Source organism: Photobacterium sp. AWH4_225 (genome assembly GCF_056158405.1).
The window spans coordinates 26809-43152 of sequence record NZ_JBSWTF010000003.1 but is presented as its reverse complement, the minus strand read 5'-3'; the positions used below and the strand labels follow the sequence as shown (position 1 = coordinate 43152).

Genomic DNA, 16344 nt, shown 5'->3' with positions numbered 1-16344 from the left:
AAAGCGACCCGAGGGTCGCTTTTTGGCTTTGCTGATCTTAGCGGGCTTTCTTGGTCAGTTCGATAACTCGAAGCTGAGCAATGGCCTTCGCCAAATCGCTGGCTGCCTGAGCGAAGTCGATGTCGCCATGCTGGTTGTGGATGCGCTCCTCAGCCTGGCGTTTCGCTTCTTCCGCTTTCGCTGAGTCCAGATCTTCACCGCGGATAGCGGTGTCAGCCAACACGGTAACCGTGCCAGGCTGAACCTCCAGCATGCCACCAGAGATATAAATCACCTCTTCGTCACCATGCTGTTTGGTAATACGGACCATACCCGGCGTGATAGCGGTCAGCAGCGGGGTGTGACCTGCGTGAATACCCAGTTCACCTTCGCTACCGGTCACCTGAATGTTTTCAGCACGGCCAGAAAACAGACGTTTCTCTGCACTTACTACATCCAGATGGAAGGTTATCGCTGCCATGTCGCCTCCTACTTAGCTTAAAGCTTCTTCGCGTTTTCCAATACGTCTTCAATCGCGCCGCAGTACATGAATGCCTGCTCTGGGATATCGTCGTATTCACCCGCTAGAAGACCTTTGAAGCTACGTAGCGTATCTTTCAGCGATACGTAGATGCCTGGGTCGCCTGTGAAGACTTCTGCAACGTGGTAAGGCTGAGTTAGGAAACGCTCAATCTTACGTGCACGGGATACAGCCTGCTTATCTTCTTCAGATAGCTCGTCCATACCCAGGATTGCAATGATGTCTTTCAGCTCTTTGTAGCGCTGCAGAATACTCTGTACGCCACGTGCGATGTCGTAGTGCTCCTGACCAACCACTAGCGGATCAAGCATACGTGATGTTGAATCCAATGGGTCGATCGCAGGGTATAGACCCAGAGAAGCGATCTGACGAGAAAGTACAACTGTCGCATCAAGGTGGGCGAATGTGGTCGCCGGCGATGGGTCAGTCAAGTCATCCGCTGGTACGTAAACGGCCTGTACAGACGTGATAGAGCCTGTCTTGGTCGATGTGATACGCTCCTGAAGTACACCCATCTCTTCTGCAAGAGTTGGCTGGTAACCTACCGCAGATGGCATACGGCCTAGAAGTGCCGATACCTCTGTACCCGCAAGGGTATAACGGTAGATGTTATCGATGAACAGAAGAACGTCACGGCCTTCGTCACGGAAACGCTCTGCCATTGTCAGACCAGTCAGTGCAACACGTAGACGGTTACCTGGTGGCTCGTTCATCTGGCCGTAAACCATTGCTACTTTCGATTCCTCAGGATTTTCGATGTTTACAACACCCGCTTCCTGCATCTCGTAGTAGAAGTCGTTACCTTCACGAGTACGCTCACCAACACCGGCAAATACAGATAGACCTGAATGCTGAAGCGCGATGTTGTTGATCAGCTCCATCATGTTTACGGTCTTACCTACACCCGCACCACCGAACAGGCCGATTTTACCACCCTTAGCGAATGGACAAATCAGGTCGATAACCTTAACGCCTGTTTCTAGTAGTTCAGTCGCGTTTGACTGCTCTTCGTAGCTTGGTGCTTCACGGTGAATCGCGTAACGCTCTTTCTCACCGATCTCACCACACTCATCAATTGGCTGACCCAGAACGTTCATGATACGTCCTAGAGTTGCGTTACCAACTGGAACCTCAATTGGGCGGCCTGTATTTTCAACAGACAAACCACGACGCAGGCCATCAGAAGTACCCATTGCGATACCACGGACAACACCACCGCCAAGCTGCTGCTGAACTTCCAGTACTAGCGTACCGTTTTCTTTTGCATCAACGTGAAGGGCATCGTATACCTGTGGTACAGAGTCCTGTGGAAACTCTACGTCGACTACCGCACCGATGATCTGTACGATCTTACCTGTAGCCATCGTTAATCCTCTAAACTTATTAAATCTTTGCCTTAAACAGCAGCAGCACCAGAAACGATTTCAGACAGCTCTTGTGTGATCGCGGCCTGACGGGCCTTGTTGTACACAAGCTGCAGTTCGTCAATCAGGTTTCCTGCATTATCGGTTGCTGCTTTCATCGCGACCATTCGAGCGGCCTGCTCACTGGCAAGGTTCTCGACCACGCCCTGGTATACCTGGGATTCAACGTAGCGAATCAGCAGGGTATCCAGCAGGGCTTTCGGCTCAGGCTCATAAATGTAGTCCCAAGCATGGCTGCGCTGCATCTCTTCGTCTTCCGACTTAGGCAAAGGCAGCAATTGATCAATCACTGGTTCCTGAACCATGGTGTTTACAAATTTGTTGTAAACCAGGTACAGGCGATCCAATTGGCCTTCATCATATTTCTTCAGCATCACGCCAACGGTACCGATCAGCTCATCCACTGATGGGTTGTCGCCCAGGCCAGAAACCTGCGCGGCCACGTTGCCGCCGTAGCTGTTAAAGAATGCCGTTGCCTTGGAGCCAATCAGCGCCAAATCAACTTCTGCACCCTGTTCAGACCAGCCCTGGATATCGTGGATGGCTTGCTTGAACAAGTTAATGTTCAGGCCACCACACAGGCCACGGTCTGTAGAAACAATGATGTAACCAACGCGCTTGGCTTCACGTTCCTCGAGATAAGGATGCTTATACTCAAGGCTACCAAGGGCGATATGACCGATCACTTTGCGCATAGTTTGTGCGTATGGACGTGATGACTCCATAGCGTCTTGCGTTTTACGCATTTTAGACGCCGCCACCATTTCCATCGCTTTGGTGATCTTCTGAGTGTTTTTAACACTACCGATCTTGTTACGAATCTCTTTTGCGCCGGCCATCGTTACTCTCCGTTAGAAGGTGATCGCAAGCGATCACCAACCAATTACCAAGTCTGGGTCGCTTTGAAACCTTCAACCAGTTTCACGAACTGGGCTTCGATTTCATCATTCCAAGCACCCGTTTCATCAACCTGAGACACTAGCTCAGCAAAGTGACCTTTGGCGTATGAAAGCAACGCGGCTTCGAAATCAGCAAGCTTAGTCAGCTCGATGTCATTCAAGTAGCCTTTTTCAGCAGCAAAGATAACCAGTGACTGTTCGAACACAGACATCGGTGCATACTGCTTCTGCTTCATCAGCTCAGTTACTTTCTGACCGTGATCAAGCTGCTTCTTCGTTGCTTCATCAAGGTCAGACGAGAACTGGGCAAACGCCGCAAGTTCACGGTACTGTGCAAGTGCGGTACGGATACCACCTGACAGTTTCTTGATGATCTTGGTCTGGGCAGAACCACCTACACGCGATACAGAGATACCTGGGTCAACCGCTGGACGAATACCGGCGTTGAACAGTTCTGTCTGTAGGAAGATCTGGCCATCGGTGATAGAGATAACGTTGGTCGGTACGAATGCCGATACGTCACCTGCCTGCGTTTCGATGATTGGCAGGGCAGTTAGTGAGCCGGTGCGGCCTTTCACTTCACCGTTAGTGAATTTTTCTACGTAGTTCTCGTTAACACGAGCAGCACGCTCTAGCAGACGAGAGTGGAGGTAGAAAACGTCACCAGGGAAGGCTTCACGGCCCGGCGGACGACGTAGCAACAGTGAGATCTGACGGTAGGCAACAGCCTGCTTAGACAGGTCATCGTATACGATCAGGGCATCTTCACCGCGGTCACGGAAGTATTCACCCATTGCACAGCCAGCGTATGGTGCTAGGTACTGCAGTGCTGCCGCTTCTGATGCAGAAGCTACAACTACAATGGTGTTTTCCAGTGCGCCGTGCTCTTCCAGTTTGCGAACCACGTTTGCAATGGTTGACGCTTTCTGGCCGATAGCTACATAAACAGAGTAAATACCAGAGTTCTTCTGGTTGATGATGGCATCGATCGCCATAGCGGTTTTACCCGTCTGGCGGTCACCGATGATCAGCTCACGCTGGCCACGGCCGATTGGGATCATCGAGTCAACGGCCTTGTAACCAGTCTGTACAGGCTGGTCTACCGATTTACGGTCGATTACACCCGGTGCAATCACTTCAACAGGAGAGAATGTCTCTGTCTCGATTGGACCTTTACCATCGATTGGCTCACCTAGTGTGTTCACTACGCGGCCTAGAAGCGCAGGGCCTACTGGTACCTCAAGAATACGACCAGTACCCGTTACTTTCATGCCTTCCTGAAGGTCAGCATATGGGCCCATTACAACCGCACCAACCGAGTCACGCTCAAGGTTAAGTGCTAGTGCAAAACGGCCACCAGGTAATTCAATCATTTCACCTTGCATTACATCAGCAAGGCCATGGATACGAATGATACCGTCGCTTACCGACACGATAGTACCTTCGTTACGCGCTTCACTTACAACGTTGAAGTTTTCAATACGCTGCTTGATCAGTTCGCTAATTTCCGTGGAATTAAGTTGCATGCTCCAATTCCCCAAATCAAGACTGCAAAGTATCGCTCAGGCGGTCTAGTTTGCCGCGTACTGAGTTATCGATGACCAAGTCTCCAGCTCTAATCACGACCCCGGCAATCAGGGTCTCGTCTACACTGCAATTCAGCTTTACCTTACGGGACAAGCGCTGCTCAAGCTTCTCGCTGATGGCAACAAGTTGGCTATCGTCAAGCTCGACTGCGGAAACCACAGTGGCATCGATAGTTTTTTCCAGCTCGCTTTTCAGGAGCAGGTACTCGTCGCAGACAGCAGGAAGGGCTTTCAGGCGTCCGTTTTCGGCCATCACCTTAATCAGGTTCTGGCCAGGTTCGTTGAGTTGCTCGCCGCATACTGACAAGAAGATTTCTGTCAGCTTGTCCGCCGCGTAACCGCTATCCAGGATGTCCTGGATGGTCTCGTTACGGGTGACTTCGGCAGCGAAGGTGAGCATTTGAGCCCATTGGCCCAGCTCACCTTTCTCAACCGCAAGATCAAAGGCTGCTTTAGCGTAGGGGCGTGCGATAGTAGTCATATCCGACATGTGCTTGCCCCTTTAATTACAGTTCTGCAGTGACTTTGTTAAGAAGATCAGCGTGCGCATCTTTATCGATAGAACGCTCAATGATTTTCTCAGCACCAATCACAGCCAGAGTTGCAACTTGTTTTCTTAGCTCATCGCGAGCGCGGTTACGTTCGGCTTCGATCTCAGCAAGACCTTGGGCCAGAATTTTGTCACGCTCAGCCAGGGCTTCCGCCTTCGCTTCGTCGACGATCTGAGCTTTGCGCTTGTTCGCTTGCTCTACGATCTCAGTTGCAGTGCGTTTTGCTTCTTTCAGTTGGTCCGAAGCATTGGCCTGCGCCAGGTTCAGGTCTTTGGCAGCGCGATCAGCCGCTGCCAAACCGTCAGCAATTTTTTTCTGACGCTCTTCAATCGCTTCCATGATTGGTGGCCATACATATTTCATGCAGAACACCACAAACATAAAGAAGGCGATAGCCTGACCCAGCAAGGTTGCATTCATATTCACAACGCATCTCCTTAAAAAGGGTTGCTATGGGTCCGTTCGTTTTTATTGATTAACCAGCTAGCTGGCCAACGAATGGGTTTGCGAATGTGAATAGTAGTGCGATTACGATACCGATCATTGGAACCGCATCAAGCAGACCAGCAATGATGAACATCTTAACCTGTAGCATTGGAGCCATTTCAGGCTGGCGTGCAGCACCTTCAAGGAATTTACCACCTAGAAGGGCGAAGCCGATCGCAGTACCCAGTGCAGCAAGACCTACAATGATGCCCACGGCAATTGCAGAAAAGCTTAGTAAAGTTTCCATCACTATCTCCAGTTTATAGTTGTCGGCTAAAGTGCCAGTAAAAAATTGAATAATTTACAAATAATCGTTAATGATTGTCTTCATGCGCCTGAGACAGGTACACAATAGTCAACATCATAAACACGAATGCTTGAATTGTAATGACTAGAACGTGGAAAATTGCCCACGGTACCGAGCCCAGCCATTGTGCCCACCACGGCATAAGTGCCGCGATTAGGATAAACACCACCTCACCAGCGAACATGTTACCGAACAAACGCATGCCTAGTGATAGCGGCTTCGCCAATAGCGATACCACTTCAAGAAGCAGGTTGAACGGGATCATGACCGGGTGATTGAACGGGTGAAGAGCCAGTTCTTTCGCAAAGCCACCGAGACCTTTCACTTTGATGCTGTAGTAAATCATCAAGGCAAAAACGCCCAGCGCCATTGACATGGTGATGTTGACATCAGCACTCGGTACAACCTTAAGGTAAGGAATACCCAACCAATGTTCAGCAGGATACGGAAGAAAATCAATTGGCACCAAGTCCATGATGTTCATCAGCAAAATCCAGCAGAAAATGGTAAGAGCCAAAGGAGCTATCAGCGGGTTGCGACCATGGAAGGTTTCCTTGACGTTATCGTCAACGAACTCAACAACCATTTCCACAAAACACTGTAGTTTCCCAGGAACTCCTGATGTCGCTGTTTTTGCAGCCTTACGGAATACCCAAAGAAAGAGTAGACCGGTCAGGGCTGAGAAAAACAGGCTATCTATATGTACCGCCCAGAATCCTTCACCGACTGACAGATTTGTCAGGTGGTGAGTGATGTAACCTGACGGCGTTAGCGCTTCACCTGGCGCAGCCATAACTCATCCTATTTGTTGTTGTTAATGAATAAAACCGGCCCAAAGATATTAATACCTAGAGCCAGCAAATAGGTCAGTTTGAGGGGAACAAGTTCCACCTCGACATACAGGTAAACAATGGCAAACAGGATGACCGTAATAAGGATTTTCAGCACTTCGCCACCATAGAATGACGCCATGACCAGCCGGGCCTTGCGGGCACCGCTGAACAAAAACGCACAGGTAGCAAAGACTGCATTGGCGATCACAAAGATGCCGCCGCCGATAAGTGCGGAGATTCCCCAGTCAACACTGACAGCAAATACTGCCATGATTGCCGTTATCAAAACGACGCCAGATTGTAGCAACAGCAACCGCTTCGCCAATTGGCGTCCCGGTCTAACTAGCGCCGATACCATGTATTCGTTCCTCGAGTCCGTTCCACTGCACTTACGACGTGCTGGGAAAACAGCGAAAATTATACGGCTCATTAGATTGAATGCAATCTAATCGCAGCAAAAAAAGATGTTAGATTTTACAACACAATAACTTGATCACGATGTTGTAATTTTTGCAACAAAATATGCACGTTCTACGTCACATTTCGTGACCTAACATTGCAACAATTTGCTCCAACTTGTCGGCTTGATCGAAGCTGATCACGATCTTTCCTTTGCCGTTTTTCTGCTGATTAATCGCCACCTGGGTGCCAAACTGCTCACTTAGCTGGTTTTCTACCGCTTCGATTTGCGGGTTGGCTACCGCCATTTGGGGCTCAGGTTGCGGGGTCAGCATCTTCTTAACCAAGCGTTCGGTATCACGAACTGTTAACATCTTGGCCACAACAATTTGTGCCGCTTCCAGCTGGCTTTCATTGGGTAGGGCAAGCAGGGCACGGGCATGGCCCATTTCCAGCTGCTTTTGTTCTACCATTCGCTTCACTGGTGCTTCCAGCTGGTTAAGGCGCAGCAGGTTAGACACCGCCGCACGGGACTTGCCCACCGCCTCGGCCACCTGCTGGTGAGTAAGTGAAAACTCACTCTGCAGCCTTTCTAGCGCCTGCGCTTCCTCAATGGCATTGAGATCTTCACGCTGGATATTCTCAATCAGGGCAATGGCAACCGTTGCCCTGTCGTTAACATCCTTGATAATACAAGGGACTTTCTGAAGGCCCGCTTGACGCGAAGCACGCCAGCGCCTCTCCCCGGCAATGATCTCAAACTGCTGCGGCGCAGTTTCGCGTACCACAATCGGCTGGATCACCCCTTGGGCACGGATAGACTCGGCCAGCTCGGCCAAGGCTTCATCCGACATATCTTTGCGCGGTTGATAGCGACCCGGTGCCAATTGGCTGATGGCCAGCTCCTTGAGCGTACCGTCAGCCGACAATGTTTGTGCTTTGTCAGCCTGTTGCTGTTTCGTCGCCGCAACAGAGCTGGTGGCCAGCAAGGCATCAAGGCCTTTTCCCAGACCTCGTTTATTCATGTTCATGGTTACCCTTTATGCATCGACCGCACCGGCATTTTTTGCCAGCTCGTCACGGCGAATGATTTCACCGGCCAAGGCCAGGTAGGCTTTGGCACCACTCGAATACTTGTCATAATACATGGCAGGTCTACCATGGCTAGGCGCCTCGGCAAGACGTACATTACGTGGGATCACGGTGCGATATACCTTGTCGCCAAAATGTTTCTTGAGCTGCTGCGACACTTCGTTCGCCAGTCGGTTGCGCGGGTCGTACATGGTCCGCAGCAATCCTTCAATTTTCAGCTCGCTGTTGACGACAGCGGTAAGTTTACTGATGGTGTCCATCAATGCCGTCAGCCCTTCGAGGGCGAAGTATTCGCACTGCATAGGAACCAGAACAGAGTCTGCAGCTGTCATTGCATTGATTGTAAGAAGGTTTAAGGCAGGAGGACAATCAATAAAGATGAAATCATAGTTATCACGAACTACCTCTAAGGCGTTACGCAACCTTACCTCGCGGGCAAAGACTTCCATCAGTTTGATTTCTGCCGCCGTGACATCACCGTTGGCAGCTATCAGGTGATAGCCGCCAGTGGTGTCGGTGATCACGACATCATCGAACGGGGTTTCTTCGACAAGAAGCTCATAAGCCGTTGCGTCGACTTGGTATTTATCTACGCCGCTGGCCATGGTGGCATTGCCCTGAGGATCCAGGTCAATGACCAGGACCTTGCGCTGAGTGGCCGCCAGTGACGCTGCCAAATTGACACATGTTGTGGTTTTACCCACGCCTCCCTTCTGGTTGGCTACCGCTATGACTCTTCCCACAAAAAAACCTCATCCGTTAATCCTTTGCCGTCAAGATTACTAGATGGCGTTCGCCTTCTAACTCCGGAACTTGCAAAGATTTGACTTCCGTCACAGAACACCATTCCGGCAGTTCTGTCACTTCCTGCTGATTAAATTGCCCCTTCAGCGCCAGGAAGCACCCGTTGCTGGCAGGGAGATGGTGGCACCAGGAGACCATGTCATTCATCGAGGCAAACGCGCGGCTGAGTACGGCATCGAAGCCGATTTCAGGCTGGAATTCCTCAACCCGGCTCTGGACCGGAGTGACATTGTTGATCTTCAGTTCATGGATTACCTGACGGATAAAACGGATCCGCTTGCCCAGGCTGTCCAATAAGGTGAACTGCTTGTCCGGGTTCATGATCGCCAGAGGGATCCCTGGCAGACCCGGGCCGGTACCTACATCGATAAACCGCTCACCTTCGAGGTGAGGACTTACCACAATACTATCCATAATATGTTTCACCAACATCTCATACGGATCACGTACCGATGTCAGATTATACGCTTTATTCCATTTATCCAGCATGGCTACATAGCCAACGAGCTGGTCAATTTGCTGTTCTGTGACTGTGAGATCAGTTTGCGCTATCAGTTGCACCAGACGTTGTTTCACAAATTACTCCTATTCGCCTTTTTTCAGCAAACCTTGCTTCTTGAGATAGACAAGCAGCAGGGAAATTGCTGCCGGGGTGATGCCTGAAATACGCGAGGCCATACCAATGGTTTCCGGTTTGGCGTCGTTAAGCTTGGCAATCACTTCGTTCGATAGGCCTTTAACCACGCTGTAGTCAAGATCAAACGGTAGCTTGGTCTTCTCATGACGCAGGGATTTTTCGACTTCGTCTTTCTGGCGGTCGATATAGCCCTGATATTTCACCTGGATTTCAACCTGCTCGCTAGCCTGGCTATCTTCATGGGCCGGGCCGAACATCTCGATGTTGGTAAGCTGGTTGTAGGTCACTTCAGGACGGCGCAGCAAATCTTCACCGCTCGCCTCACGCACGATAGGTGTTTTCAGGATCTGGTTGACCGTTTCTACCTGCTCTGAATTCGGGTTCACCCAAATACTTTTCAGGCGCTGGCTCTCCTGCTCCATATTTTCCAGTTTCTGGTTGAAACGCGCCCAACGCTCATCATCAACCAGACCGAATTCACGACCAATTTCGGTCAGGCGCAAATCGGCGTTATCTTCACGCAGCAGCAAACGGTACTCGGCGCGAGATGTGAACATGCGGTACGGCTCTTTGGTACCCATGGTCGACAAGTCATCGATCAATACGCCCATGTAGGCCTGATCACGACGTGGGCTCCAGCCTTCGCGGTCCTGCGCCAGCAGGGCAGCGTTCATACCGGCCAGCAAGCCTTGCGCAGCCGCTTCTTCGTAACCGGTGGTACCGTTGATCTGACCAGCAAAGAACAAGCCATTGATAAACTTGGTCTCAAAAGTTTGTTTCAGGTCGCGCGGATCGAAGAAATCGTACTCGATAGCATAACCCGGGCGAACGATATCGGCATTCTCGAAGCCTTTCATCGAACGGACAATCTGCATCTGAACATCAAACGGCAAGCTGGTGGAGATACCGTTCGGGTACAGTTCATGGGTGGTCAGGCCTTCAGGTTCGATAAAGATCTGATGGCTGTCCTTGTCGGCAAAACGCATGACCTTGTCTTCGATCGACGGACAGTAACGTGGGCCGATCCCTTCGATCACCCCAGAATACATCGGGCTGCGATCCAGGTTATTGCGGATCACATCATGGGTTTTCTCGTTGGTATGGGTGATAAAGCAAGGGATCTGACGCGGATGATCCGAAGCTTTGCCCATGAACGAGAACAGGGGAGTCGGGTTGTCGCCATGCTGGGCTTGCAGCTGGCTGAAATCAACACTGCGGGCATCAATGCGCGGCGGTGTCCCCGTCTTGAGACGATCAACGCGGAAAGGCATTTCACGCAGGCGAGAAGCCAGGGTGATCGAAGGTGGATCACCGGCACGTCCGCCGTTGTAATTTTCCAGACCAATGTGGATCTTACCGCCAAGGAAGGTCCCTACGGTCAACACGACCGCTTTGGCACGGAACTTAAGACCCATTTCGGTCACGGCACCGACAACGCGATCGTTTTCGATGATCAGATCATCGACGGCCTGCTGGAACAGTTTTAGGTTCGGCTGGTTTTCCAGCACCTCGCGAACTGCAGCCTTGTACAGGGCACGGTCTGCCTGGGCACGCGTTGCCCTCACGGCAGGGCCTTTTGACGAGTTCAAAGTACGGAACTGGATCCCGCCTTTGTCAATCGCCCGGGCCATCAAACCTCCAAGGGCGTCAACTTCTTTAACCAGGTGTCCTTTCCCGATCCCGCCGATTGCTGGGTTGCATGACATCTGTCCCAACGTATCGATGTTGTGTGTCAGCAGTAGGGTATTTTGTCCCATACGGGCTGCTGCCAATGCCGCTTCTGTTCCGGCATGACCGCCACCTACGACGATGACATCAAAATTTTCCTGGTAAAACATGAAACTACCTCGGGTATTCAAAATTGCCAGTGAGTTATCTTTGAGCAAAGGTGCAACATTCTATCCTGTTTCCGCCGTGGAGAGAATCTTTCCTGAAGATCATTTGATCCTGGAGGGGATACCGTTTTGAATATAGATAAGATCTTTTAAATAGATCTTCTGTTAGATCTATTATATAGATCCGCCGATCGTGTGGATAAGTGATAAATGATCCTAATGATCATGATGTTATAGAGGATCATTTGTTGTGGAGCAGCATGGATCTCCGCAAGGATTAACTGGGATCAAAATTGCTAGTTATCAACAGGCGTGTGAGGGCTGAGAAGTTATTAAAGGGATAACTATCGGTTGATCACCGTTTAGATCTATAGTTATCCACAGAAAAAAGTTTATTGATCGCCTTTTATTGAGTAAAAATCTGTTTGTTTTTTGCTCAACCTAGGTCGTTTTTCCAGTTTTCCAGCCATAATTCTGCCGGATCTTCCGGTACCGGATCCTGCGACACATCGATTTCCAATCGTTCGCCGAGGCGGATCGCCCCCAATTTTGCCAGTTGTTGATCAATGTTCCTGGCGGCAGCACAGAAAGTATCGTAGCTGGAGTCACCCAGCCCGATCACGCCATAGCGCAAGCGGGCAAGATCCGGGTGTTGGTAGGTCAACTGTTCGACGAAAGGCTGGAAATTGTCAGGAAACTCGCCAGCACCGTGGGTAGAGCAGACCACCAGCCAGATATTGTCAGTGGAAAGCTGCTCCAGCTCGGCCTGATTAATAATATCGGTGCTGTGGCCGGCCTGTTCGAGCAAGTCACTGAGGTGATCAGCGACATATTCGGCGCCACCGAGGGTGCTGCCGGTAATAAGGGTGATATGACTCATGGGATACATACCTGTGTAGTTATTCACAACAAATTTATACACAGCATTGTACTGGCTCAGAGCAGGGATGAAAGCCTGATCTTGCAGGGGGAGGGATCTTTTTCGAAAGGTTATTCACAGCCTGCCCCGAAGATCTGAAGCAGGCCATGAAGGGGATCACATTGGCGGGATCGTTTATTTACCGATACAGAACGAGGTAAAGATCCGGCCGAGTAGATCATCGGAGGTGAATTCACCGGTGATCTCACTCAAGTGCTGCTGAGCAAGGCGCAGCTCCTCGGCCAGGATTTCCCCCGCCATGAAGCCTTCGAGTTGCTCTTTACCGGTTTCCAGATGGCTTGCTGCGCGCTCTAGGGCGTCGAGGTGACGCCTGCGGGCCATAAAGCCGCCTTCGGTGGTGCCGGCAAAGCCCATGCATTCTTTGAGGTGGTCACGAAGCTGCTCGACACCATCACCGGTGCGGGCTGACAGACGGATAAGGGTAGGGTTGTTGACATGGCAGATCCCGGCCTCTTCGCCTGTTAACTCGACTTTGTTGCGGATCACCGTGATACCCAGCCCTTCAGGCAGGCGCTCGACAAACTCCGGCCAGATCTCGGCTGGGTCGGTGGCGTCGGTGGTGGTACTGTCGGCCATGAACAGCACGCGGTCTGCCTGCTGGATTTCTTCCCATGCGCGCTCGATACCGATGCGCTCCACTTCGTCAGAAGCCTCACGCAGGCCGGCGGTGTCAATAATGTGTAGCGGCATGCCATCGATGTGGATATGCTCGCGTAGGACGTCACGGGTGGTCCCGGCGATGTCGGTGACAATAGCGCTGTCTTTGCCTGACAGGGCGTTGAGTAGGCTGGACTTACCGGCGTTAGGGCGGCCGGCGATAACGACTTTCATCCCCTCGCGCATAATCGCACCTTGGTTGGCTTCCCGGCGTACGGCATCAAGGCGGTCGATGATACCGTTCAGGTCGCCGGAGACTTTACCGTCAGACAGGAAGTCGATTTCTTCTTCCGGGAAGTCGATAGCGGCCTCGACGTAGATACGCAGGTGGATAAGGGCTTCCACCAGTTCGTTAACTCGTACCGAGAAAGCGCCCTGGAGCGATTTGAAGGCACTTTTCGCTGCTTCCTCTGAGCTAGCATCAATTAGGTCAGCAATCGCTTCTGCCTGTGCCAGGTCGAGTTTGTCGTTCATAAAGGCGCGCTCCGAGAACTCGCCCGGGCGGGCGGCACGGATACCGTCGATTTCCAGGATGCGGCGGATCATCATATCCATCAGTACCGGACCACCATGACCTTGCAGCTCTAGGACATCTTCGCCGGTAAAGGAGTTCGGCCCCTTGAAGAACAACGCGATACCCTGATCCAATGCCGTGCCGTCCTCATTCTTGAAAGGCAGGTATTCGGCATAGCGTGGCTTGAGTTCGCGACCGGCTACGGCAAGGGCGACTTGATTGGCTTTCGGGCCCGAGACGCGGATAATGCCGACGCCGCCACGTCCCGGCGGGGTGGCTTGGGCAACAATGGTATCTGTATGTTCAGTCATAATTTTGGCTTAGCTTGATAAATACGCTGCAATTGTAAACAGAGTAGTGGCGATTGCCCAGTAATGGCAAGCGCTTGGGGTTTAGGGAATAAAAAAGGCGGCCCGCAGGCCGCCTTTTATCTCAACATGGGTCTGCACTATTTGCTATGCAGGCCTTTCTTCTCCAGCGAGCGGTAAATCAGCGTCTGCTGGATAAGCGTTACGATGTTCGATACTAGCCAGTAAAGTACTAGACCTGACGGGAAGAACAGGAAGAAGAAGGTGAACATCACCGGCATGAAGGTCATGATCTTCTGCTGCATCGGGTCTGTTACCGTCGTCGGGCTCATCTTCTGGATCAGGAACATGGTCGCACCCATCAGGATCGGCAGGATGTAGAACGGGTCCTGTGCTGACAGGTCGTGGATCCAACCGAAGAATGGCGCGTGACGCAATTCAACCGATTCCATCAGCGCCCAGTATAGGGCGATGAAGATAGGCATCTGTAGCAAGATAGGTAGACAGCCACCCAGTGGGTTCACTTTCTCTTTCTTGTACAGTTCCATCATTTCCTGGCTCATGCGCTGGCGGTCGTCGCCTAGGCGCTCACGCATTGCCTGCAGTTTTGGCTGCAGCATACGCATTTTCGCCATAGAGGTGTACTGCGCTTTAGTCAGCGGGTACATCGCACCACGAACGATGAAGGTTAGGATGATGATCGCTAGACCCCAGTTCACCACGATACCTTGGATGAACGACAGTAGGCTGTGTAGCGGGCTTGCGATAAACCATAGCCAGCCGTAATCAACGGTTAGGTTTAGGTTGTTAGCTGTAGCAGCCATCTGGTCTTGTAGTTTAGGACCAACCCATAGCGTTGCTGTTAGTGATTCCTCACTACCTGGTGCAACTGTTGTGGTTGGCATGCGAACACCGATATAGCCCTGGCCATTACTGGTACGGGTGTACAGGTTGCTCGCTTGTTCAGCGCGCGGGATCCATGCAGTCACGAAGTAGTGCTGCATCATTGCCGCCCAGCCTTGGTTCATATCCAGGTTCAGGTTCTTGTCCTGCATATCGTCAAAGCTGTACTTTTTGTACTTCACGTTGTCAGCCGAGTAAGCACCGCCGCGGTAAGTCGGCATGGTCAGGCTGCCACCGTCATCCATCAGGTTCTGCTTCAGCTGGGCATACATCTGCACGCTGGCTGGCTGCTCTGATTGGTTGTTGATGGTGTATTCAACATCAACCGCGTAGCTATCGCGCTTAACGATGATAGTTTTGGTGTAGCTGATACCGTCCTGCTCGAAGGTCATCGGAACACGTAGTTCGTCCTGGCCATCTTCAAGCGTGAAGCTGTCAGCAGATACCTGTAGCTGGGCACGACCGGCTGCTGTATCGATACCCTGGGCACCGATAAGGCCTGATTGAGCCGTATAGCTGTGGCCCTGGTCATTTTTCAGTAGAACGAATGGGTCTTCCGATTCCAATTCGTTGTCGTAAGCCAGTAGTTTGGCTTCGATGATGTCACCACCAAGCGTATCGACAGTAAGCGCCAGTACATCAGTGTTAATGGTGATAAGGTTGTTTGACGTGCTTTGGTCAGTGATAGGCTGGCCGTCAGCGGAATGCGAAGGGACATCACCACTGTGAGTTACTTGTTGCGCTACACCCTGCGGTTGCGGGTTGCTGTCTGCATTCCACTGTTGGAACAGTAGGAAAGAGACAAACAGTAGAGCAATTAACAGAATATTGCGTTGGGAATCCATCGTTACTTATCTCTGTCGTTATGCTTGGTTGGCGGAACGGGGTCATAACCACCGTCGTTTAAAGGATGACATCTTAATAGACGTTTCGCCGCGAACCAACCTCCTTTTATTGCTCCGTGCGTTTTTATGGCTTCGATCGCGTATTGGGAACAGGTAGGGGTGAAGCGACAACGCGGCCCAATGAGAGGGCTAATTGCCAGTTGGTAAAAGCGGACTAGTCCAATGACTAGCCACGCGAAGGGCGAGACAGGCGATGCCATAATTTATCTAGCAGCTTGAAAAGTTCTTCGTTGCTCAACTCACTGGCACTCTTCTTGGCGATAACGACAAAATCCTTCGCCGGCAGATCGTGTTGCTTCTGGCGGAAACTCTCACGCACGATACGTTTGAATTTATTACGGCCAACGGCGGTTTTGATCTGTTTCTTAGGGACAGCCAAGCCAAGACGCGGATGGTCAAGGTTGTTATTGCGGGCAAGAATAGTTAAGTGGGGAGAGCCAGCACGATGAGCTTGCTGGAAGACTTTTTTGTAATGTTCGGGAGTTAACAGACGTAACTCCCGAGAGAAAGCGAGCTTACTCAAAATAATCTAATGATTACTTAGAAAGACGCTTACGGCCTTTAGCGCGACGAGCATTGATTGTTGCGCGACCGTTCTTAGTAGCCATGCGTGCACGGAAGCCGTGAGTACGCTTGCGCTTTAGAACTGAAGGTTGAAAAGTGCGTTTCATGGGTTTTACCTTAAATTAACTGATCAGTTTTTAAGTTTGGTTAGAGTTTAGCGACTGTTTTCAGTCGTTGCCT

At 51.1% G+C, this 16344-nt stretch carries 19 protein-coding genes; all 19 read right to left on the bottom strand.

Annotated elements, in window-relative coordinates:
• Nucleotides 1–37 precede the first annotated feature (37 nt).
• Entirely contained in the window at nucleotides 38–460 is a 423-nt protein-coding gene (locus ACXAD4_RS17105; protein WP_475242961.1) for a F0F1 ATP synthase subunit epsilon, read from the bottom strand.
• Nucleotides 461–477: 17 nt separating this feature from the next.
• Nucleotides 478–1884 (bottom strand): F0F1 ATP synthase subunit beta, encoded by a 1407-nt coding sequence (gene atpD, locus ACXAD4_RS17100; protein ID WP_107300832.1) that lies wholly within the window; start codon nucleotides 1882–1884, stop codon nucleotides 478–480.
• A 32-nt stretch (nucleotides 1885–1916) separates the two neighbouring features.
• Entirely contained in the window at nucleotides 1917–2783 is an 867-nt protein-coding gene (gene atpG, locus ACXAD4_RS17095; protein ID WP_317524643.1) for a F0F1 ATP synthase subunit gamma, read from the bottom strand.
• Nucleotides 2784–2827: 44 nt separating this feature from the next.
• The gene (gene atpA / locus ACXAD4_RS17090) at nucleotides 2828–4369 is read right to left on the bottom strand and encodes a F0F1 ATP synthase subunit alpha (RefSeq protein WP_044622200.1); all 1542 of its coding nucleotides are present in this window, start codon (nucleotides 4367–4369) and stop codon (nucleotides 2828–2830) included.
• A 16-nt stretch (nucleotides 4370–4385) separates the two neighbouring features.
• Nucleotides 4386–4919: a F0F1 ATP synthase subunit delta gene (gene atpH / locus ACXAD4_RS17085; protein WP_317524642.1), complete on the bottom strand. Its 534-nt coding sequence runs from the start codon at nucleotides 4917–4919 to the stop codon at nucleotides 4386–4388.
• Nucleotides 4920–4935: 16 nt separating this feature from the next.
• Complete coding sequence (gene atpF, locus ACXAD4_RS17080; protein ID WP_317524641.1) at nucleotides 4936–5406, bottom strand: F0F1 ATP synthase subunit B; 471 nt, start codon at nucleotides 5404–5406, stop codon at nucleotides 4936–4938.
• Nucleotides 5407–5455: 49 nt separating this feature from the next.
• Nucleotides 5456–5713, bottom strand: coding sequence for a F0F1 ATP synthase subunit C (gene atpE / locus ACXAD4_RS17075; protein ID WP_005302247.1), 258 nt, complete (start codon nucleotides 5711–5713; stop codon nucleotides 5456–5458).
• A 67-nt stretch (nucleotides 5714–5780) separates the two neighbouring features.
• Nucleotides 5781–6566 (bottom strand): F0F1 ATP synthase subunit A, encoded by a 786-nt coding sequence (gene atpB, locus ACXAD4_RS17070; RefSeq protein ID WP_475242958.1) that lies wholly within the window; start codon nucleotides 6564–6566, stop codon nucleotides 5781–5783.
• Nucleotides 6567–6574: 8 nt separating this feature from the next.
• Nucleotides 6575–6964, bottom strand: coding sequence for a F0F1 ATP synthase subunit I (locus ACXAD4_RS17065; RefSeq protein ID WP_107300836.1), 390 nt, complete (start codon nucleotides 6962–6964; stop codon nucleotides 6575–6577).
• 178 nt (nucleotides 6965–7142) lie between these two features.
• A complete protein-coding gene (locus ACXAD4_RS17060) occupies nucleotides 7143–8030 on the bottom strand; it encodes a ParB/RepB/Spo0J family partition protein (protein ID WP_475243009.1) in 888 nt (295 codons plus the stop codon).
• A gap of 15 nt (nucleotides 8031–8045) precedes the next feature.
• On the bottom strand, nucleotides 8046–8840 hold the full coding sequence (locus tag ACXAD4_RS17055; RefSeq protein ID WP_317524639.1) for a ParA family protein: 795 nt from the start codon (nucleotides 8838–8840) through the stop codon (nucleotides 8046–8048).
• 16 nt (nucleotides 8841–8856) lie between these two features.
• Entirely contained in the window at nucleotides 8857–9477 is a 621-nt protein-coding gene (rsmG, locus tag ACXAD4_RS17050; RefSeq protein ID WP_317524638.1) for a 16S rRNA (guanine(527)-N(7))-methyltransferase RsmG, read from the bottom strand.
• Nucleotides 9478–9486: 9 nt separating this feature from the next.
• Nucleotides 9487–11376 (bottom strand): tRNA uridine-5-carboxymethylaminomethyl(34) synthesis enzyme MnmG, encoded by a 1890-nt coding sequence (gene mnmG / locus ACXAD4_RS17045; RefSeq protein ID WP_475242956.1) that lies wholly within the window; start codon nucleotides 11374–11376, stop codon nucleotides 9487–9489.
• A gap of 433 nt (nucleotides 11377–11809) precedes the next feature.
• Entirely contained in the window at nucleotides 11810–12253 is a 444-nt protein-coding gene (gene mioC / locus ACXAD4_RS17040; RefSeq protein WP_475242955.1) for an FMN-binding protein MioC, read from the bottom strand.
• A gap of 174 nt (nucleotides 12254–12427) precedes the next feature.
• A complete protein-coding gene (gene mnmE / locus ACXAD4_RS17035; RefSeq protein WP_475242954.1) occupies nucleotides 12428–13795 on the bottom strand; it encodes a tRNA uridine-5-carboxymethylaminomethyl(34) synthesis GTPase MnmE in 1368 nt (455 codons plus the stop codon).
• 137 nt (nucleotides 13796–13932) lie between these two features.
• Nucleotides 13933–15540, bottom strand: a complete 1608-nt coding sequence (yidC, locus tag ACXAD4_RS17030) for a membrane protein insertase YidC (protein ID WP_475242952.1) — start codon at nucleotides 15538–15540, stop codon at nucleotides 13933–13935.
• Nucleotides 15541–15542: 2 nt separating this feature from the next.
• The gene (gene yidD / locus ACXAD4_RS17025) at nucleotides 15543–15800 is read right to left on the bottom strand and encodes a membrane protein insertion efficiency factor YidD (protein WP_317524633.1); all 258 of its coding nucleotides are present in this window, start codon (nucleotides 15798–15800) and stop codon (nucleotides 15543–15545) included.
• On the bottom strand, nucleotides 15767–16123 hold the full coding sequence (rnpA, locus tag ACXAD4_RS17020) for a ribonuclease P protein component (protein WP_039463498.1): 357 nt from the start codon (nucleotides 16121–16123) through the stop codon (nucleotides 15767–15769). Before rnpA ends, yidD begins: the two co-directional genes overlap by 34 nt.
• Before the next feature lie 13 nt (nucleotides 16124–16136).
• A complete protein-coding gene (gene rpmH / locus ACXAD4_RS17015) occupies nucleotides 16137–16271 on the bottom strand; it encodes a 50S ribosomal protein L34 (RefSeq protein WP_004411068.1) in 135 nt (44 codons plus the stop codon).
• Nucleotides 16272–16344 lie beyond the last annotated feature (73 nt).